General features: G+C 59.1%; 14 protein-coding genes. 5 read left to right on the plus strand and 9 right to left on the minus strand.

Annotation, left to right across the window (positions count from 1 at the left end; genetic code table 11):
• Positions 1-21 precede the first annotated feature (21 nt).
• The 4 genes from IPJ12_09605 to gshA all read right to left on the minus strand — a co-directional run bounded on the left by IPJ12_09605 (position 22) and on the right by gshA (position 7,789).
• A complete protein-coding gene (locus tag IPJ12_09605) occupies positions 22-4,332 on the minus strand; it encodes a response regulator (protein MBK7647399.1) in 4,311 nt (1,436 codons plus the stop codon).
• A 116-nt stretch (positions 4,333-4,448) separates the two neighbouring features.
• Entirely contained in the window at positions 4,449-5,489 is a 1,041-nt protein-coding gene (locus IPJ12_09610) for an FAD:protein FMN transferase (protein ID MBK7647400.1), read from the minus strand.
• Positions 5,474-6,493 (minus strand): glutathione synthase, encoded by a 1,020-nt coding sequence (gene gshB, locus IPJ12_09615; protein ID MBK7647401.1) that lies wholly within the window; start codon positions 6,491-6,493, stop codon positions 5,474-5,476. The genes IPJ12_09610 and gshB overlap by 16 nt, the downstream gene beginning before the upstream one ends.
• A gap of 6 nt (positions 6,494-6,499) precedes the next feature.
• A complete protein-coding gene (gshA, locus tag IPJ12_09620) occupies positions 6,500-7,789 on the minus strand; it encodes a glutamate--cysteine ligase (protein ID MBK7647402.1) in 1,290 nt (429 codons plus the stop codon).
• 147 nt (positions 7,790-7,936) lie between these two features.
• On the opposite strand from gshA, the gene IPJ12_09625 reads away from it, so the two are divergent.
• A complete protein-coding gene (locus IPJ12_09625) occupies positions 7,937-9,559 on the plus strand; it encodes an ABC-F family ATPase (protein ID MBK7647403.1) in 1,623 nt (540 codons plus the stop codon).
• A 104-nt stretch (positions 9,560-9,663) separates the two neighbouring features.
• Here the strand turns inward: IPJ12_09625 and IPJ12_09630 are convergent, their stop codons facing one another.
• The gene (locus IPJ12_09630) at positions 9,664-10,134 is read right to left on the minus strand and encodes a DUF1857 family protein (protein MBK7647404.1); all 471 of its coding nucleotides are present in this window, start codon (positions 10,132-10,134) and stop codon (positions 9,664-9,666) included.
• Between the two features lie 24 nt (positions 10,135-10,158).
• Between IPJ12_09630 and IPJ12_09635 the strand changes: the two genes are divergently transcribed.
• Together IPJ12_09635 and IPJ12_09640 are read left to right on the plus strand one after the other, a co-directional pair.
• A complete protein-coding gene (locus IPJ12_09635; GenBank protein ID MBK7647405.1) occupies positions 10,159-10,866 on the plus strand; it encodes a 16S rRNA pseudouridine(516) synthase in 708 nt (235 codons plus the stop codon).
• Positions 10,863-11,777, plus strand: a complete 915-nt coding sequence (locus tag IPJ12_09640) for a hydrogen peroxide-inducible genes activator (protein ID MBK7647406.1) — start codon at positions 10,863-10,865, stop codon at positions 11,775-11,777. The genes IPJ12_09635 and IPJ12_09640 overlap by 4 nt, the downstream gene beginning before the upstream one ends.
• A gap of 214 nt (positions 11,778-11,991) precedes the next feature.
• On the opposite strand, the gene IPJ12_09645 is transcribed toward IPJ12_09640, so the two are convergent.
• The 3 genes from IPJ12_09645 to IPJ12_09655 all read right to left on the minus strand — a co-directional run bounded on the left by IPJ12_09645 (position 11,992) and on the right by IPJ12_09655 (position 16,706).
• Positions 11,992-14,517 (minus strand): DNA topoisomerase III, encoded by a 2,526-nt coding sequence (locus IPJ12_09645; protein ID MBK7647407.1) that lies wholly within the window; start codon positions 14,515-14,517, stop codon positions 11,992-11,994.
• A 75-nt stretch (positions 14,518-14,592) separates the two neighbouring features.
• Complete coding sequence (gene dprA / locus IPJ12_09650) at positions 14,593-15,669, minus strand: DNA-protecting protein DprA (GenBank protein ID MBK7647408.1); 1,077 nt, start codon at positions 15,667-15,669, stop codon at positions 14,593-14,595.
• The gene (locus tag IPJ12_09655; protein ID MBK7647409.1) at positions 15,666-16,706 is read right to left on the minus strand and encodes a LysM peptidoglycan-binding domain-containing protein; all 1,041 of its coding nucleotides are present in this window, start codon (positions 16,704-16,706) and stop codon (positions 15,666-15,668) included. The genes dprA and IPJ12_09655 overlap by 4 nt, the downstream gene beginning before the upstream one ends.
• A gap of 144 nt (positions 16,707-16,850) precedes the next feature.
• On the opposite strand from IPJ12_09655, the gene IPJ12_09660 reads away from it, so the two are divergent.
• Together IPJ12_09660 and IPJ12_09665 are read left to right on the plus strand one after the other, a co-directional pair.
• The gene (locus IPJ12_09660) at positions 16,851-17,354 is read left to right on the plus strand and encodes a peptide deformylase (protein ID MBK7647410.1); all 504 of its coding nucleotides are present in this window, start codon (positions 16,851-16,853) and stop codon (positions 17,352-17,354) included.
• Positions 17,351-18,274, plus strand: a complete 924-nt coding sequence (locus IPJ12_09665) for a methionyl-tRNA formyltransferase (protein ID MBK7647411.1) — start codon at positions 17,351-17,353, stop codon at positions 18,272-18,274. The genes IPJ12_09660 and IPJ12_09665 overlap by 4 nt, the downstream gene beginning before the upstream one ends.
• Here IPJ12_09665 and IPJ12_09670 read toward each other — a convergent pair whose 3' ends face one another.
• Positions 18,275-18,625: a ribbon-helix-helix domain-containing protein gene (locus IPJ12_09670; GenBank protein ID MBK7647412.1), complete on the minus strand. Its 351-nt coding sequence runs from the start codon at positions 18,623-18,625 to the stop codon at positions 18,275-18,277.
• Positions 18,626-18,637 lie beyond the last annotated feature (12 nt).

The following is an 18,637-nucleotide window of genomic DNA, read 5'->3' on the forward strand; positions in this document are numbered from 1 at the left end:
ATCGGCTCTCTTCAAGGTGAATTAGGTGCTGCGCCGCATGACGGCGATTTTTTGCAGGGTAGCGCTTGCATCTTCAAATTCATACTGGCTCACTTGCCGGGCAAGTTGATCGACCAGCATGGGGTCGGAGGCCTGCCGAAGCCAGGCTGCCAGTTCTTCGAAGTAGCTGACCGCGACTGCATCGTCATTATCAAGTAGCTGTTGCAGGTAGGAAAGGGCCTCGTCAGGGGCTTCCGGGGCGCGAATTTGCGGAGCCGATATCGGCACGACAAGCGGCGTATCCGCAATGGCCAGCGCGGCTGCCTGCGCCTTGTCCAGATCGTCCAGCAGTTGCTTAATAACAGGGTTGGTCGTTGCTGTGCCCTCCCTGAGCCTGCCTTCGAGCTCACCAGCAAGGCGGGACAGGGTGACCGCACCGATGTTGCCAGCCAATCCGCGCAAAGTGTGGGCGCGGAGCAGCATGGCAGCGGAATCTCCCCGTGACTGCTCCTCGCGCAAGCGTTCGACAGCATCGCCCTGATTGTCACGGAAGCGGCCAAGCAGCCGGTTGTACATGGCTTGATCACCACCCATGCGGTCGAGCGCAGCTCGGATGTTGATATCGGCAGATGGGGTCATCAGCGTTGTTCCCGCCGGGGCGGGGAGCTGTGGCGTACCCTCGGCAGATTCCAACCATAGCGCCAACGTAGCGTTGAGTACAGCGACATCGATCGGTTTGGGAATGTGGTCGTCCATGCCAACGGCCAGGCAGCGCTCACGGTCACTGGGCAGCGCGTTGGCTGTCATGGCGATGATGGGCAGCTGGCGCATCTGCAGGTCATGACGAATACGACCGGTAGCCTCGTAGCCATCCATCACCGGCATGTGGCAGTCCATCAGCACCAGGTCGTAGGGGATTTGTTGTACCCGTTCAACTGCCTGCAGGCCATTTTCTGCCAGATCGACGGTCAGGCCCATGTTGCTCAACATTTCCTGAGCCAGTTCGCGATTGACCTCGTTGTCTTCAACCAGCAACACACGCCGCCCCGAGAATTGGTGGGCCATTTTGGCGGAGGTGGCTTTGGGTGCGACGAGCATGGCTGATTCACGATGCAGTGCGACCATGATGCTGTCGAACAGCGATGACGGTGTTGCCGGTTTGCTCAGGATGGCGCCAATCGACAACTGGCCGAGTGCTGCCTGCAACTCTTCATGATCAAAGGCGGTGGCCATGACGATGGCGGCCTGGCTGGCATGGGGACTCCGGTTGATCCGGGAGACGAGTTCAACGCCATCCATTCCCGGCATTTTCCAGTCGATGATCAGCAGGCCGTAGGGTTGGCCGGCGACACTGGCCGCAGCCAATTCACCGAGGGCTGCACCGGCACCGGAGACTGCGTGGCTGTCGATGTCCAGTGCCTTGAGCATTTGCGTGAAGATTTCGCAGGCACCCAGGCTGTCATCAACGACCAGCGCCCGCAGATCGTTGGGCAGCCCGATGCGGCGCGGCGCTATTTCGTCACCTGCAGCAAGTCCGAAGGGAAGGTGGAAGCTGAAACAGCTACCCGCCCCCAGCTGGCTGGTGACAGTGATGTTGCCGCCCTGCAGGTCGACGATGCGTTTGCAGATCGACAAGCCGAGGCCCGTGCCACCGTATTTCCGGGTGGTTGAGGTATCGGCCTGGGTGAAAGCCGAGAACAGGTGTTCCTGCTGATCGGGGCTCATGCCGATACCGGAGTCGCGAACTTCGAAGCCGAGCTTGATACCTTGGTCGTTTGTCGCCAGTCGTTCCACCGTTACGGTTATTTCACCCGTCTCGGTAAATTTGATGGCATTGCCAACCAGATTGAGCAGCACCTGGCTAAGACGCAGGGAATCACCGATCAGGCGGTCAGGAACGTCCGGGCCAACGTCATAGAGCAGTTCCAGGCCGCGTTCGCGGGCTCTCAGCGAGCACATGTCGCCGAGCTGCCGCAGACAGCCATCCAGGCTGAAGGGGGCGAGTTCGAAATGCATCATGCCGGCCTCGATCTTGGAGAGGTCAAGGATGTCGTTGATGATGCCGAGCAGGCCCTTGGCGGCGTTGTCGACCTTGCTCAGGTAGTTTTTCTGGCGGGAGGTGAGTTCCGTTTGCAGGGCAAGGTGGGTCATGCCGATGATGGCATTCATCGGGGTGCGGATTTCGTGGCTCATATTGGCCAGAAAGTCAGCCTTCGCCGCTGCTGCCGACTCCGCATTGGCGCGGGCCCGTTCCGCTTCGCGCTTGGCTTCCTTGAGCGCTGAAATATCGACGATGACGCCGATCAGCCCGCCTGCCGTGCCATCGGGAGAGCGGAAGCAAGTAACCGAATACAAGGCGTCATGCAGTTGTCCTTCAGCATCCGGCAACTGCACTTCACGGCTGACCCGGCTGCATTCAGCAATGACTTTTTCGTCTTCAGCCTGATAAGCCTGGCGGGCCTCTTCAGGCAGATAGTCGAGATCGAGAACCCGTTTGCCAATAAATTGACTACGTTCAACCCCGAAAAACGTTTCATAAGCGCGGTTGCAGCCGAGGAAACGGGTGTGTTCGCCCTTGTAGAAAATCGGGTTGGGAATGGTGTCGAGCAAGGCTTGCAGGAAAGTGAATTGCCGGATGAGTTCAGTCTCGATTTGACGGCGATCCGTCACGTCCAGAATCGTGATGAGCAGCGAGTCGAGTTTTCCGTCAATGTCGCGGACCGGTGCAATCTGCACGTCGCCCCAGCACGACTCTCCATTCGGGCTGGAGAATTCAAACTCATTTCGGACACTATCGGTCTGTCCGGCCGACATTCGGGGCAGTACCTCGTTCATGCGGGCTTGGACTGCAGCGGGGAGAATAATTTTGTCCGGATGGGCGAGCAGGGCGTCGATGGGCTGGCCGACGAAGCGGGCAAACGCGGGATTGACCAGTACCGGCTGGCCTTCCGGATTCAGGCTGATGATGCCGACGGCGGCATTGTCAAAAACGGCGCGGAAAAATGCTTCCCGTTTCTGCAGGATATTCTGGCTCTGGCGCAAGGCGACGGTGCGCTTGGCGACTTTCAATTCAAGGTCGATGTTGGCATCCTGATGCGCCTGACGAGCGCTTTTCAGATGCTTGCGCATGCCTTCGAGGGCTGCTGCCAGCAAGATGACCTCGCGCCATGGGGCATTGGTGCTAACAGCCCGATCGAGTTCCAGTTCTCCGATACGGGTGCTATCTTCGGCCAAGGCATGGAGCGGTTCGCCGAAGCGACGGGCGATGTGGATGGCAACCGCCATGCCAAGTGCAATGGCGGAAAACAGGATGAGTCCGAGCAGCAGCAGGTCGTCGCGAGAAATCGGGACAAAATCCCTTTCCGGTGCGATGACGCCCAGCCAGATGCCGCTGGCGTTGTTTTCCAGGCGACGGAACAGGCTGACGACGCTGCCATCAGGGCCGGCAAAGATGTGCAGCCCACGCTCCGGTGTCGGGTTGGCTTGCCAAAGCCGATAAGCTTCGGCGAATTCGGGTAGCTGCAGCTCTTCGGCGGTTTTCAGCAAGGCCTGGTTGATGGTTTCCCGGTTGCTGAAGCGGGGGTCGCGCGGTGGCGCGATCAGTTTGCCTTCCTTGAGAAAAAGGGCGGCCCTGCCTTGCGATCCGAAGGTCATGCGCGTGGTGAATTCGGCAATGTCGATGAGCCGGACATCGTGGGCGATGACATAGCTGCTGCCATCTTCAGCCTTCCAGCGCATCGCAGCCGTGAGGCCGGGGTCCTTGGTCGTGAAGAAAATATACGGCTCTGTCCAGAACACATCATCGGTCTTCTGCAAGGTCATGGCACCCCTGAACCACGGGCGTTGGCGGGCGTCGTAGCTGCTCTCCCGCATTTCCACTTTCTCGATCTGCCGGTTCTTGTCCCAGGTGATCCAGTATGCCTGGCTGCCCCATTCTTCCGGGTTGCTGATCCGGTTGATCCAGTGGCCGTCACTGGTCAGCAGCAGGAGGATTTCCCGTCCCGATTCGTGAGCAAAAATGACCGAGCTGATTTCGCCATGATTGGCGATGATGGGGAAGAAGAATTCGTTGAAACGGAGCAATTGCGATTGCTCAAGATCGCTGCTGATACCCCAGCCCTGACTGCTGCGCAGCGTGACTTCGACGGTTTTGAAAAGCCGGGTAACGCGGGCTTCGAGCTGCTCGGCGGCCAGCCGCATCTGGCTTTCCGCCAGCCGGTCTACGGTCGGTCGGCCGATCACCTGGTAGAGGCTGAAGGTGAAAACGGCCAGCGATAGCAGGATCAGCAGGCCGATACGGAGTACCAGACTGTTGGCAAAACCCGGCTGTTTTAGTGAAACCCCCCGCAGCATTCCTTCCCCTTATCGTGAATGCCACACATTATTGAAATGTCGTTAATTTGCCGACGTTGCAATGTTACGAGATATCCCGGTCGGCCGTATACGGTTCCGGCAATCGTTTGTTTGAATCAGGGAACAACGGTCATTTCCGGTGTGTTGCCGATGAATTCGAGGCGTTGGCGCAGCGCTTCGGTGACGAAGATGTGGTTGTCGCGGTCAACCCGCAAAACGAGGCCAACGTCCATTTTTCGAGCCATCTCTCGCCAGTGCTCGGGGCCGGCGATGAAGACGGGCTTGGAGGTGGCGTCGGAGAGTGTGCCGGCTCGGGGCCCGGTCGGGATGAGGACAGTCACGGCTTGTGTGTGGTCAGCTGGATAGCCGGTGCCCGGGTCGAGCAAGTGGGCATAGCGTTTGCCGTCGACTTCGAAAAAACGCTGATAGTCGCCTGACGTGCCGATCGCTTCGCCGTCGTTCAGGGAGACGGTGGCCATCGGGCCGGATTGGCGCGGGTGCTGGATGCCGACACGCCATTTTTTTCCTTCCTTGCTGCCCAGCGCCATGATGTTGCCGCCAATGTTGATCAGCGCGTTGTTGATGCCCTGCGCGCGAAGAATGGCGGCGGCACGGTCAAGGGCAACACCCTTTAAATAGCCGCCGAAGTCGAGCGCAACGTTGCGGTTGCGACTGGAGATGGTGCTCCCGTTGATCGTGATATCGGCGATGGAGGGTTTGCTGGCCAACCAGGCCTGTATGTCAGCTTTGGTGGGCAATTCAGCCTTGAATTCGTCGGCCTGGAATCCCCACAGCTTGATCAGCTGGCCAATGCCGGGGTCGAACAGGTAGTCGCCCTGTTGCGACAGGGCTTGCGCCTCCTGAACGAATTCGGCGAGTTCAGGACTGACTTGCTGCGGTCGACCGGAAAAAATGGCCGAATTCAAAATCGTCAATTCAGAGTCTTGCCAGGCGTGGTAGGCCCGGTGCAGGCGGTCGAATTCGCGCAGCACGGCGGCGATGGCCTTGCGGCCCTGCTCGGGATCATTGCTGACGACCAGCACTTCGACGCGGGTGCCGAAGACGTAGGCTTGTTGTTCCTGCAGCGGCGTCCGGCCGCAGGCAGCGAGAAACAACGCAAATAGCGCGATCAGGAAAAGTTTCAGGCCAGACCGCATGCGCGTTCGATTGCCGAGATGAAGGCGCCGGCGGCATCAAAGCCAGATTGCTGGCGAATTTCGACCATGCAGGTCGGGCTGGTGACGTTGATTTCCGTGAGGTGGTCACCAATGACGTCGATGCCGATCAGCATCAGCCCGCGCTTGAACAGGGCAGGGCCGATGGCTTCGGCGATTTCACGGTCGCGTGCCGACAGCTCCTGGGCGACGCCGGTACCGCCAACGGCAAGGTTGCCGCGGGTTTCGCCAGCCTTGGGGATGCGCGCCAGGCAAAACGGTACCGGCTTGCCGGCGATGAGCAGGATGCGCTTGTCGCCCTGACTGATCTCGGGGATGTAACGCTGCGCCATGATGGTTCGCGCACCTTCCTGGGTGAGCGTTTCGACGATGACGTTGCGGTTCGGGTCGTTGCGATGGACGCGAAAAATCTGGCTGCCGCCCATGCCGTCGAGCGGCTTGAGGATGACGTCGCGCTGCTCGTCGATGAAATGGTGAATCTGCGCCATGTCGCGGCTGATCGCGGTGGTTGGTGCAAAGTGGGCGAATTCCATCAGGGCCAGCTTTTCGGAATGATCGCGCAGAGCCCGTGGCCGGTTGAAGATTTTGACGCCATCCGCTTCGGCTTTTTCCAGCAGCCATGTCGCCGTCAGATATTCGAAATCGAAAGGGGGGTCCTTGCGCATGACCACCGCGTCGAAGGCCGTCAAGGGCATCCATGCGCGGCCGGTTTCCCGATACCAGTCGTGGTCGTCCGGGCGCATGCGCAGGTGCAGCGCCTCGCCGGAAACGCCGCCGGCGTGGCCATGGTCCGGCTTGCGCCAGCCCAGTGTCGCTGCCTCGATGGCATAGACGTCGTGGCCGTGGTTTTCGGCGGCGCGCATCATCGCGATCGATGAATCCTTCCACGCTTTCAAGCCTTCCAGCGGATCGAGGATGAAAGCGATTTTCAGTGACTGGCTGCTGCCGCCGAGCAGATGCTTTTCAAAGTGAAGTTGTTGAGCCATGGCGACTCAGACTTCTTCCGGCGGTGCCGTGCGTTCGAGTTCGATGGCGGCAGCCAGGCAGGCCAGACGACCGACTACGCCGTAGGCGTAGAAGCGGTTGGGTGCGGCATCCGGGTTGTTGCAGCCGTAGTCGGGCATGTTGCAGCCGGTCTCGAAGGCGAGCGGCTCGAAATGCATGCCCGGTGCGTTGAGGTTTTCGTCCTTGCCGCGCCCGGTGTGGACGCGGTAGAAGCCACCGACGACGTAGCGGTCGATCATGTAGATGACCGGTTCAGCGACTGCTTCATTTAGTGTCTCGAAGGAATGCACGCCTTCCTGGATCAGTACCTCGGAGACTTCGAGGCCTTCCTTGACGACGCTCATCTTGTTGCGCTGCTTACGGTTAAGCGCGATGACCTCGTCGACATTACGCACGGTCATCACGCCCATGCCGTAGGTTCCGGCATCGGCCTTGACGACGACGTAGGGTGTTTCGTTGATGCCGTACTCCTTGTACTTCTCGCGAACGATGTCGAGCACGGCCGAGACATTGGCGGCCAGACATTCTTCACCCTGACGTTCATGAAAATTGACACTGCTGCAGACTGAAAAGGTCGGGTTGATGCGCCATGGATCGATGCCGATCGCCTTGGCAAAATCGTTGGCAACCTCGTCGTAGGCAGCGAAGTGGTTTGACTTGCGGCGCACCGCCCAGCCGGCATGCAGTGGCGGCAGTACGAACTGCTCGTGCAGACCTTGCAGGATGGCCGGAATGCCAGCCGAAAGGTCGTTGTTGAGCAGAATGGCGCAGGGGTCGAAGCCGTCCAGCCCAAGGCGGTGTGGTGTGCGGACCAGCGGTTCGAGCAGGAGGGTTTGACCGTAGGGCAGATCGATCGATGTCGGCTGCGTGATTTCCGGCAGCATGGAGCCGAGGCGAACGTTCAGCCCGGTCTGCTTGAGTATGGCGGCGATCTGCGCCACGTTCTGCAGGTAGAACTGGTTGCGCGTGTGGTTTTCCGGAATCAGCAGCAGGTTGCGTGCATCCGGGCATATTTTTTCGATGGCGCTCATCGCCGCCTGCACGCATAACGGCAGGAAGGCAGGATTCAGATTGTTGAAACCGCCGGGGTAGAGATTGGTGTCGACCGGCGCCAGCTTGAAGCCGGAATTGCGCAGGTCGCACGACGAGTAGAAGGGCGGCGTGTGCTCCTGCCACTGGCCGCGCAGCCAGTGTTCGATCTGCGTACTGCTCTCCAGAAATTTGCTTTCCAGTTCGAGCAGGGGGCCGGTGAGGGCGGTGGTGAGGTGGGGAACCATGTGCTGTCTCTCAATTCCAGGATTTTTATTGTGGTTGCAAATCTTACACCGCAGTGCAGCAAGAGTGCGCTCTGGCTTCGATCAAGCCCTTGAAAACAGGTAAAATTCACCTTTTCGTTTTACCGCTTTTTTCAGATTGGAATCGTAGTGCTCGTTGCCGCCAATATCACCATGCAATTTGGGGTAAAGCCCCTGTTCGAGAACGTTAACGTCAAGTTTGGCGAAGGCTATCGTTACGGCCTGATTGGCGCCAATGGCGCCGGCAAGTCGACTTTCATGAAGATCCTGTGCGGCGCCCTGGAGCCTTCGGCCGGCAATGTCTCGAAAGACAAGCACGAGCGCATGGCCTATTTGAAGCAGGACCAGTTCGCCTACGAAGACATGCGCGTGCTCGACGTCGTACTGATGGGCCACGAAGAAATGTGGGCCTGCATGAGCGAGCGCGACGCCATCTACGCCAATCCTGAAGCGACCGAAGACGACTACATGAAGGCCGCCGATCTCGAGCATCAGTTCGGCGAGTTTGATGGCTACACGGCTGAATCCCGTGCCGGCGAGCTGCTGCTCGGCGTGGGTATCCCGACCGAACAGCACGACGGCCCGATGAGCCAGGTCGCGCCGGGCTGGAAGCTGCGCGTGCTGCTCTGTCAGGCCCTGTTCGCCAATCCTGATATTTTGTTGCTCGACGAACCGACCAACAACCTCGACATCAACACCATTCGCTGGCTTGAAGACACGCTGAATGCCCGTGACTCGACGATGATCATCATCTCCCATGACCGTCACTTCCTGAACCAGGTCTGTACCCACATGGCCGATCTGGACTACGGCAAGATCACCACCTACGCCGGCAACTACGACGACTTCATGGAAGCCGCGCAGGCCGCCCGGGAGCGTCTGTCCAATGCCAACGCCAAGGCCAAGGAGCGTATTGCGGAGCTGCAGACCTTCGTCCGTCGCTTCTCGGCCAACGCCTCCAAGGCCAAGCAGGCAACCAGCCGCGTCAAGCTGATCGAAAAACTGAAACCGGAAGACATGAAGCCGTCGTCGCGCCAATACCCGTGGATTCGCTTCGATTACGACGAGAAGCAGAAGCTGCATCGTCAGGCGGTCGAGATCGAGAATGTTTCCTTCACCTACGAAGGCGGCGAGCGCAAGATCTTCAACAATCTGACGCTGACCATCAACGCCGGCGAAAAGATTGCCGTCATTGGCGAAAACGGCGTCGGCAAGACCACGCTGCTGAAGTTGCTGATGGGCGAAGTGACACCGCAATTCGGCACCATTAAATGGGCCGAGAAGGCCTACCCGGGTTACTACGCGCAGGACCACAGCGCCACGTTCGCCGGCGAGGAAAGCCTGACCGAATGGATCGCCGGCTACGCCCGTGCCACCATCGAAGACGGCGGCGATCTGGAAACCCTGATCCGCGGCACCTTGGGCCGTCTGCTGTTCTCCGGCGACGAAGTAAAGAAATCGGTCAACGTGATTTCCGGTGGTGAGCAGGGCCGCATGCTGTTCGGCAAGCTGATGCTGTCAAAGCACAACGTGCTGCTGATGGACGAGCCGACCAACCACCTCGACATGGAATCGATCGAAGCCCTGAACAGCGGGCTGGAAAAATTCCCGGGTACGCTGGTCTTCGTGTCGCACGACCGTGAGTTCGTGTCCTCGCTATCTACTCGCGTTCTGGAAGTGAAGAACGATGGTCGTATCGTCGATTACCTCGGCGGCTACGAGGATTACCTGGCATCACAAGGCGTCGAATAAAACTTCTGCTGGATACCGCGTAGGCTTCCAGCAGAAATTTCGTTTTTTGCCCTTTTTTCCGGTTGACCGTGGAAGGCCGAAACGTGACGCGTTTTCGGCCTTTTTTACTGCGGCAGGCCGCCGGCAGCCAGCGTGCGGATGATGCGCACGCAATCGACGTCGGACTGGTGGTAGGCCGACTTCACGTATTCAATATAGGCCCGCTCTTCCGAGTTCGGGTTGGTCGCCAGCGTCGTCTGATAAGCGAAGCGCAGGAACAGGAAGGTGGGTTCCGGCTCTTCGATGCTGATATGCAGGCTGCCGCCGGGATGGGTTTCGGAAGGCTGGATGTCGAAACGTACCGAGGTCATGTCGGCCAGCGTGACGCGATCCTGAATCACTGCCGGGCCGAAATCGAGTTCGCGCAGTAGCGTGTCGGCCTCCCGTTCAAGGATGGTGCAGGATTCCAGTCCGGGCAAGAAAGGGATAGGGTTTTCGACGCGATGGAGCAGCCCTTGCCACAGTTGATCGCGGGTCAGAGTGTCGATCAACGGGTTTTCCGGGTCGTTGATCTGGATAAGATGTTCGAATTTCATAGGCCCAATGTTAACATCCCTCCCATGCAACTAGAACGTATCCTCCAAAAACACGGTTTCGGTTCCCGCAGGGAATGTCGAGGCCTTATCCGCCGCCATCGTGTCGCGATCAATGGCCAGGTTTGCGACGATCCTTTCGTCGAACTCGACACCAACGGCCTCGTTTTCACTGTCGATGGCATCGATTGGCCTTACGCCGAATTCGCTACGCTGATGCTCAACAAGCCGGTGGGCTATGAGTGCTCACGCAAGCCGAAGCATCACGCTGGCGTTCTTGAATTGCTGCCGGTGTCCTTGCGTGAACGGGACGTGCAGCCGATTGGTCGCCTCGACGAGGACACTACCGGACTGTTGTTGATTACCGATGACGGGCAACTGAATCATGTATTGTCCTCGGGCAAGCGCAAGGTGCCGAAAGTCTATCTGGCAACGACCAAGCATCCACTCGATCAGGCGCAAATCGACCAGTTGCTGGCTGGTGTTCTGCTTGCCGACGAATACGAACCGATTGCGGCGGCGGGTGCTGAAATCGTTGGCGAAAAGCTGCTTCGCCTGACGCTGACCGAGGGCAAATATCATCAGGTCAAGCGTATGGTCGCTGCGGTGAGCAATCGCGTTGAAGCATTGCACCGTGAGTCGGTTGGCGAATTGACTTTGCCGCCGGATCTGAAGCCGGGCGAGTGGCGCTGGCTTACCGCGGTCGACCTGAAAAAACTGGGATATTCGAAATGACCCTGACCGAAATGCGCTACGTGGTGGCTCTGGCCCGTGAGCGGCATTTCGGCAAGGCGGCGGAGGCTTGCCACGTCAGCCAGCCGACGCTATCCGTTGCCTTGAAAAAGGTTGAAGGCCAAATTGGCGTGCCGCTCTTTGAGCGCGGTGCCAGTGACGTCCGCATCACGCCGCTGGGCGAGCGCATCGTCGCGCAGGCGAGGCGGGTGCTGGAAGAGGCGGTCAAGCTGGAAGAAATCGCCGAGGCCACCGGCGACCCAATGAGCGGCCAGCTTCGCGTCGGCATCATCTACACCATCGCGCCCTACCTGTTGCCGCAATTGATCCCGGCCCTCAACCGCGAGGCGCCGAAGATGCCGCTCTTCCTCAAGGAAGATTTCACGGCCAACCTGACCCCCGCGCTGAAAGCCGGTGAGTTGGACGTTATCGTCATCGCGCTTCCCTTCGATGAACCTGGCCTGGTTGCCCAGCCGGTCTATAACGAGCCTTTCCGCGTAGTTGTCCCGGCCAGCCATGAATGGGCTTCACGCGCTGACGTTAGCGGCGACGAGCTGGACGGCCAGAATCTGCTTCTGCTCGGCCAAGGCAACTGCTTCCGCGATCAGGTGCTCGAATCCTGCCCCCGTCTCACGGCGCCGGATGCGCTGGAGCATTCGCTGGAGGGCAGTTCGCTGGAAACCATCCGTTACATGGTGGCCAGCGGTGCCGGCGTGGCGGTCATGCCGAGCACGGCCGCCGATCCGCTGGTGGCCAAGGAGCCGATGGTCAGGGTGCTGCCTTTTGCCGGCACCCAGCCCAAACGTACCGTCGGCCTGGTCTGGCGCGTCACCTTCCCGCGGCCGCAGGCGATTGATGCGGTGCGGGCAGCCTTGCTGTCCTGCGAGTTGCCGGGGGCTTCGGCGGTTCGTTGAGGTTTCACGTGGAACGGTTTGATCGGATTCCGTACAGTCAATCCGATCCGGGCACACGGGTTTGGGCGTCCCGCCTTCAGTGCCTTTCATGCAGGCGATGAGATTGTTCAACTTGCTGGCCAGTTCGGCCAGAAGCAGGCCGAAAGACAAGGATTTCTTCGTTAAAAAGCCCGCGGAATATTCCGCGGGCTTTTTGCTGACTAGCCAGGGTGAATCAGGCTTCTGCGTCGGCTTTTTTCTTGGCCGGTGCCTTGGGCTTCGCCACTTTTTTCTCGAACTCGAAGCTGACCTTGCCGTCCTTGGCCATCAAATAGGCTGAGAATTTTCGGCGGGTGCGGTTGGAGACGAATTCCTTGAGCAAGTCGGTCTTGCCTTCGGCCAGCAGCTTCTTCATCTGAGCAACATCAATCGGCTGCTGCAGAATGATCTTGCCCGACCGGAAATCGCAGGTTTTGTCCGGGCCGACTGATTTCTCGCAGACGTAGGAGGTGCCGTGTTCGTAGACGTTTGCTGCGCACTTCGGGCACTGGCCCAGACTTTCCTGGGCGGAAAAATCGACCGGTTCCGCATCCGCGGCATCCGCCTTATCCTGGCCGAAGTCGAATTCTGGCTGCAAATCGTCGTTGAGCTTGATAGCCGCCGAGAAGCTTCGGCCCATCTTGTTGCGGAAACCGGTCAACGGGCCGACTTGGCGTTCGGTCAGTAGTTGCTCGATTTCAGCCGGTTCGTATTGGCGTCCGGCGACGATTTTCCACAGCGCATAGTCGCAGGTGCCGCATTGGAATTTCTTGTAGGTTTCGCGAATCTGGCCGCCGCACTTGGGGCAGGGCGTGGTCAGCACGCCGAAGTCACCGGGGATGGTGTCGGCTTCGTAGTGCTTGGCGCGTTCGACCATGTGGCGCGTCATTTCGGCGATTTCACGCATGAATTCCTCGCGTGTGAATTCGCCCTTTTCGATGCGGCCGAGCTTCCATTCCCAGTCGCCGGTCAGTTCTGGCTGGGTCAGCTCCTTGATGCCGAGGCCGTTGAGCAGGGTCATCAGCGAGAAGGCTTTGGCGGTCGGGATCAGTTCGCGGCCTTCGCGGTGCATGTATTGCTCGCCGATCAGGTTTTCGATGATCTGGGCGCGTGTTGCTGGCGTGCCGAGTCCGCGGCCGGCCATGGCGGCCTTCAGTTCCTCGTCGTCGACCATCTTGCCGGCGCCTTCCATGGCGGAGAGCAGGGTGGCTTCCGAGTAGCGCGGCGGTGGCTTGGTGGCGTTGGGCTTGACGGTGACTTCTTCGGCTTTGACCTTTTCCTTGGCGTCGACCGCAACCAGGTTGCCCTCGTCGCCATCCTGAGCTTCTTTGCCATGAACGGCCAGCCAGCCCGGATTGACCAAGACCTTGCCCTCGGTCTTGAAGGGGTGACCTTCGACGCGGGTGATCCGGGTCGTCACCATGTATTCGGCGGCCGGGAAGAAGACGGACAGGAAGCGCTTGACGACGAAGTCGTACAGCTTCTGTTCCAGCTCGTTCAGGCTTTTCGGGGCCTGCGGCGTCGGAATGATGGCGAAGTGATCGCTGATCTTGGCGTTATTGAAGATGCGTTTGTTCGGCAGCACCCAGTTGCGCGCCAGGATCTGGTGGGCAAACGGGGAATAGCGGGCGAGCAGCACCTCGTCGTGGCCCTTGCCGGCACCTTCGCCGGTCAGCACCGTCAGTGTTTCCTTGACGGTGGGCAGATAGTCTTCCGGCAGGCAGCGCGAGTCGGTCCGCGGGTAGGTCAGAACCTTGTGTTTTTCGTACAGGGCCTGGGCCAGTGACAGCGTGGTCTTGGCCGAGAAGCCGAAGCGGCTGTTGGCTTCGCGCTGCAGGGTGGTCAAATCGAAGAGGGCTGGTGACAGGCGGGTTTCCGGCTTGGCCTCTTCGGTCACTTCGCCGGGCTTGCCCAGCGTGGCGGCGCGGATGGCGTCAGCCTTGTTCTGTTCCCAGAGGCGGTCGGCCCGGGCGTGTTCGTCTTCGTTCTTGCCCTTGAAGCTTTCGTCGAACCACTTGCCTTTGTAGCTGCCGGCCTTGGCGGTGAAGTCGGCTTCAACTTCCCAGTAATCACGCGACTTGAATTCGCGAATACGCTTTTCGCGCTCGACGACGATGGCCAAAGTGGGTGTCTGGACGCGGCCGACGGTGGTCAGGTGGAAACCGCCGGTCTTGGAATTGAAGGCGGTCATCGCCCGCGTGCCGTTGATGCCGACCAGCCAGTCGGATTCGGAGCGGCAGACGGCAGCATCGCCGAGGCCTTGCATTTCGTTGCCGTTGCGCAGACGAGAGAAGCCGTCGCGGATGGCGCCCTGCGTCATCGACTGCAGCCACAGGCGCTGCACCGGCTTGCCGGACTTGGTGTGCTGGGCGATGTAATTGAAGATCAATTCGCCTTCGCGCCCCGCGTCACAGGCGTTGATCAGCGCGCTGACATCCTTGCGCTTGATCAGTTTAGCCAGCACCTTGAGGCGGGATTCCGTCTTCTCGATGGGCTTCAGCGCGAAGTGCGGCGGGATGACCGGCAGGTGGGCAAATGACCATTTTCCGCGCTTGACTTCGAACTCTTCGGGGCAGGCCAGTTCGAGCAGGTGGCCGACGGCTGACGAAATGACGTGGGTGTCACTTTCGAAGTAGTCGTCGTGCTTGGTGAATCCTCCCAGCGCCTTGGCGATGTCGGCAGCGACGGAAGGTTTCTCGGCAATAATCAGCTTTTTGGTCATGTTTGGGCCTGTGAAGTCCGGGGCATGATAAGTGCCCGGTGAGCGGCTTGGCAAGCCGTCTCTATATATAGGGGCTTAGCTCAGGCGCTGGTATCGGTTGCCGGGCAGCGTGGCAATTTGGCCGGACAGTTCCAGCATCAGCAGTTCCGGAAGTAACTGGTCGGCGCTTTGACCGGTGTACTCGACGAGATCGTCCAGGCTGCATGGCGCATGGCCAAGGGCGGTGAGTACAGGGTCTTCGAGGTTTTGCGATATTTCTTCGGCAGGTTTTGTCAAAGTGTCAAAATTGCCCAACTCTTCCAGCACATCGTTGGCTGTCTCCACCAGTTTCGCGCCTTGCTTGATCAGCTTGTGGCAACCTCGCGCAACAGGCGAATGAATCGAGCCGGGAATGGCAAAGACCTCTCGTCCTTGTTCGCCAGCGAGTCGTGCGGTGATCAGGGAACCGCTTTCGGGTGCCGCTTCGACTACCAGAACGCCGCGCGACAGCCCGGAAATGATGCGGTTACGCCGCGGAAAATTGGCAGCGATGGAGGGGGTGCCGAGCGGGAACTCGGAAATAACGGCGCCTCTTTCGACGATCGCCAACGCCAGTTCCTTGTTGCGGGCCGGGTAGATGCGGTCGGAGCCGGTACCAATGACGGCGATGGTATCGCCACCACCCGCCAATGCGCCACGGTGGGCCGCTGCATCGATACCCAATGCGAGGCCGCTGATGATGCACAGACCTTTGTTGGCGAGGGCCTTGGCAAAATTTTCTGCAGTCTGCAGACCTTGGGGGGTCGCATTGCGGCTACCGACCATGGCCAGCCCGCGCTTCCGCAGCAGGTCAACGTTGCCACGTACATAAAGCAGCGTGGGTGGGTCGGCGATTTCAAGCAGCGCTTGGGGGTAGGCGGCGTCGGCCAGCGTCACGATGTACTGCCCAGGCTGGGCAGCCCATTCAATGCTACGGTCAACTGCCTCCGATGGGTCAAAATCGAAAAGCAGGTCGGCCCGGTCGCCAATGACGGCTCGGGTCGCAAGCCTCCCGGCAGCAAAGATGGCTTCGGGTAAACCGAAAGCGGCGAGAAGCTTTCTTTGCGACTCGCCGCCGATTCCGGGAATAAGCGTCAGCCGCAGCCAAGCGGCCAAACTTTCACTAATGATCACGGGTTGCGGGCTGCATCCCCGACGATGACTGATTTTGAGGACTCAACGACCAACGCGTAGGCGACCCGGTCAAAGACACGGAAGACGAAAGCCAAACCGTAGCGTTCTTCCGGGATTGGCGTTTCGGTGCGTCGACCGTCATCGTCGACGTTGAGCGAGACGCGCTTGCGGAAGAGGGCGACGACGTGACCGATTTCTAACCCGTCGTTCTTGCCGCGAGTCAGCGAGATGACGGAATTGGTGCCACCTTCCTGAACGCCGCCGTAGATCGACATGACACGGGCAGCAACTTCCTGTTCCGGCCGGTGCGGTGCGTAAGCAATGATCTCTGGTGGTGGTGCGGGTATCAGGCGGTCACCGCGAGCCATTTCTTCTTTGGCCAGCGTAACGCGCAGGGAGGCAGGCTCACCAGGCTTGACCAGTTTGGCGTTGCCGAGGAAGTAGGCTTCATAGGCCATGATTTCGCCGGTTTCGGGGTTTTTAAGCGGTTTGCCTTTACGGTAAACATGCCATTTCTCGATGCTCGCATCGGGAATGCCACTAGCGTAAAACGAATCGCCACTACCGAGCAGCATTCGATCTTCCTGAGCAGCTACGATGCGTGCGCCTCGTGCTTCAGACTCCTTATCAGTGGCTTCGACAATCAGAGGCTGAGAAATGAACGGCTCGATGATGTCGGGACGAATGCTCGGGATAACTTGTTCAATCGGCGTGCTGTGCACCATGGGCTGCATTTTGCCGTCCTGCCCGGTCACCCGCTTGGCCTTTTTCAGGCGGGGTGAACCGCTCGACATGTCGAGCAGAATGATGTCGCCAGGGTAAATCCAGTGTGGATTCTTGATTTCTTCCTTGTTCATCTGCCAGATTTCTGGCCAACGCCAAGGTTGCTTGAGGAATTTGCCTGAAATCGCCCAAAGTGTGTCGCCTTTGACGACGATATGGCGGTCAGGGGGATTGTCGACGAGCGTTAGCGGCTCGGCGGCCGATGCGCAGACGGCCGTTACGGCCAGGATGAGCGCGGATATAATGCGAACCATAGTCGTAGCCTCACGTGCCGGTGGAACGCAATACCGTTGTCGCGGTCTCAATAGCGCCAATCAATTTGCGTCCATAATCGCGGAAATTGCTTTAGATTCTGCACGTAATAACCTAATCGAGCAAGCTTTTATTCCTATTTCAATATGTCTCTTCTACCCATTTTACGTTTCCCCGATCCGCGCCTGAAAAAGGTGGCGGCGCCCGTCGCAAAAATCGATGAAGGCACCCGAAAGCTGGTCGCCGACATGGCTGAAACGATGTATGAAGCCCCCGGTATTGGCCTCGCTGCAACTCAGGTTGATGTCCACCAGCGTATCGTCGTCATTGATGTATCCGAAGACAAGTCAGAATTGCACGTATTCATCAATCCGATCCTCGGCCAAAGTGAGGGTTTGCAGGTTGGCGAGGAAGGTTGTCTATCGGTGCCCGGTATTTACGACAAGGTCGAACGTGCCGAGCGGGTTAGCGTCAGCTATCAGGATCTTGACGGTCAGCAGCACACCATGGAAACAGAAGGTTTGTTGGCTGTGTGTATCCAGCACGAAATTGACCATTTGAACGGTACCGTTTTCGTCGATCACCTGTCCTTGCTCAAGCAGGCACGGATCAAGAACAAGCTGGTGAAACAGGCGCGCGTCACGGCATGAGACTGATATTCGCCGGAACGCCGGAGTTTGCTGCACAGGCCTTGCAGGCGATTGTTGTTGCTGGCCATGATGTGGCGCTGGTCCTGACGCAGCCGGATCGTCCGGCCGGGCGAGGTATGACGCTACAGCCATCGGCGGTAAAGAAGGTGGCGCTCGAACACGGTATCGAGGTGTTTCAGCCATTGACGCTCAAGGATACTGAAGCGCAAGCGAAGATTGCGGCGATTGGTGCCGAGGTGATGGTCGTCGCGGCCTATGGCCTGATCCTGCCGCAGGCAGTGCTCGACATGCCGCGCTTCGGTTGCATCAATATTCATGGCTCGCTGCTACCGCGCTGGCGCGGGGCGGCGCCAATCCAGCGTGCCTTGCTGGCCGGCGACACCAAAACCGGCGTCTGCATCATGCAGATGGAAGCCGGGCTGGATACCGGCCCGGTGTTGTTACGGGGTGCTTTTGCCATTGAAGCTACCGATACGACCGCAACGCTGCATGATCGGCTGGCCGGATTGGGGGCCAGACTGATTGTCGAGGCACTCGGCAAGCTGCCGTTGCCAACCGAGCCTCAACCGACCGAAGGCATCACTTATGCGCACAAGATTGAGAAGGCCGAGGCGTTGATTGACTGGACGAAGAGCGCGGCCGAACTGGATCGCCATATTCGTGCTTTCAACCCCTTTCCCGGTGCTCAGGCAGTGTTGGGGGGGCAGACGGTCAAATTTTGGCAAGCCGCGCCGGTTGACCTAAATGGTGAATTTGGCACTGTTTTGGCGGTTGACCGTAGCAGTGTCGTAATTGCCTGCGGTGACGGTGCGTTGGCCGTGACCGAGTTGCAAAAAGCGGGCGGCAAGCGTTTGCCAGTGCAGCAGTTCCTGGCGGGACATCCGCTGAAAGTGGGCGATCGCTTCGACACACTGGCCTGATCAGGCCACCCCAATGCTGCGGGGTGCTTCCCGGTATACGGGGGGCAAGGTGCCGACGACTGCCAGGCTGGGTTTCTCACCTGCCATCTGGTGACGCACAGTCAGGTAGCGCAGGCAGGTGACACGCAGGAAAGAAGTGAAGTTTTCGACTTCGCCGCGGTATTGCTCTATTTCGTCGTAGAGCTTGGCGATCAATTGATTGGTCGTCATGTGCTCGTTACCCGCCAGTTCAGCGAGGATGTCCCAGAACAGGTTTTCCAGGCGGATCTTGGTCACGAAGCCATGAATCCGGATTGACCGCGCCCGCGACTCGTAGAGCATGGGGTCGGCATTGATATAGATTTCGCACATGACATCTCCTGC

It is taken from the genome of Betaproteobacteria bacterium (assembly GCA_016709965.1).
Lineage (GTDB): Bacteria > Pseudomonadota > Gammaproteobacteria > Burkholderiales > Rhodocyclaceae > Azonexus > Azonexus amarohabitans.

What these genes read in the sequence shown, in the direction of transcription:
- IPJ12_09605 (MBK7647399.1), bottom strand. Translation starts at nt 4,332, where the DNA reads ATGCTGCGGGGGGTTTCACTAAAACAGCCGGGTTTTGCCAACAGTCTG.
- IPJ12_09610 (MBK7647400.1), bottom strand. Translation starts at nt 5,489, where the DNA reads ATGCGGTCTGGCCTGAAACTTTTCCTGATCGCGCTATTTGCGTTGTTT.
- gshB (MBK7647401.1), bottom strand. Translation starts at nt 6,493, where the DNA reads ATGGCTCAACAACTTCACTTTGAAAAGCATCTGCTCGGCGGCAGCAGC.
- gshA (MBK7647402.1), bottom strand. Translation starts at nt 7,789, where the DNA reads ATGGTTCCCCACCTCACCACCGCCCTCACCGGCCCCCTGCTCGAACTG.
- IPJ12_09630 (MBK7647404.1), bottom strand. Translation starts at nt 10,134, where the DNA reads ATGAAATTCGAACATCTTATCCAGATCAACGACCCGGAAAACCCGTTG.
- IPJ12_09635 (MBK7647405.1), top strand. Translation starts at nt 10,159, where the DNA reads ATGCAACTAGAACGTATCCTCCAAAAACACGGTTTCGGTTCCCGCAGG.
- IPJ12_09640 (MBK7647406.1), top strand. Translation starts at nt 10,863, where the DNA reads ATGACCCTGACCGAAATGCGCTACGTGGTGGCTCTGGCCCGTGAGCGG.
- IPJ12_09645 (MBK7647407.1), bottom strand. Translation starts at nt 14,517, where the DNA reads ATGACCAAAAAGCTGATTATTGCCGAGAAACCTTCCGTCGCTGCCGAC.
- IPJ12_09655 (MBK7647409.1), bottom strand. Translation starts at nt 16,706, where the DNA reads ATGGTTCGCATTATATCCGCGCTCATCCTGGCCGTAACGGCCGTCTGC.
- IPJ12_09660 (MBK7647410.1), top strand. Translation starts at nt 16,851, where the DNA reads ATGTCTCTTCTACCCATTTTACGTTTCCCCGATCCGCGCCTGAAAAAG.
- IPJ12_09665 (MBK7647411.1), top strand. Translation starts at nt 17,351, where the DNA reads ATGAGACTGATATTCGCCGGAACGCCGGAGTTTGCTGCACAGGCCTTG.
- IPJ12_09670 (MBK7647412.1), bottom strand. Translation starts at nt 18,625, where the DNA reads ATGTGCGAAATCTATATCAATGCCGACCCCATGCTCTACGAGTCGCGG.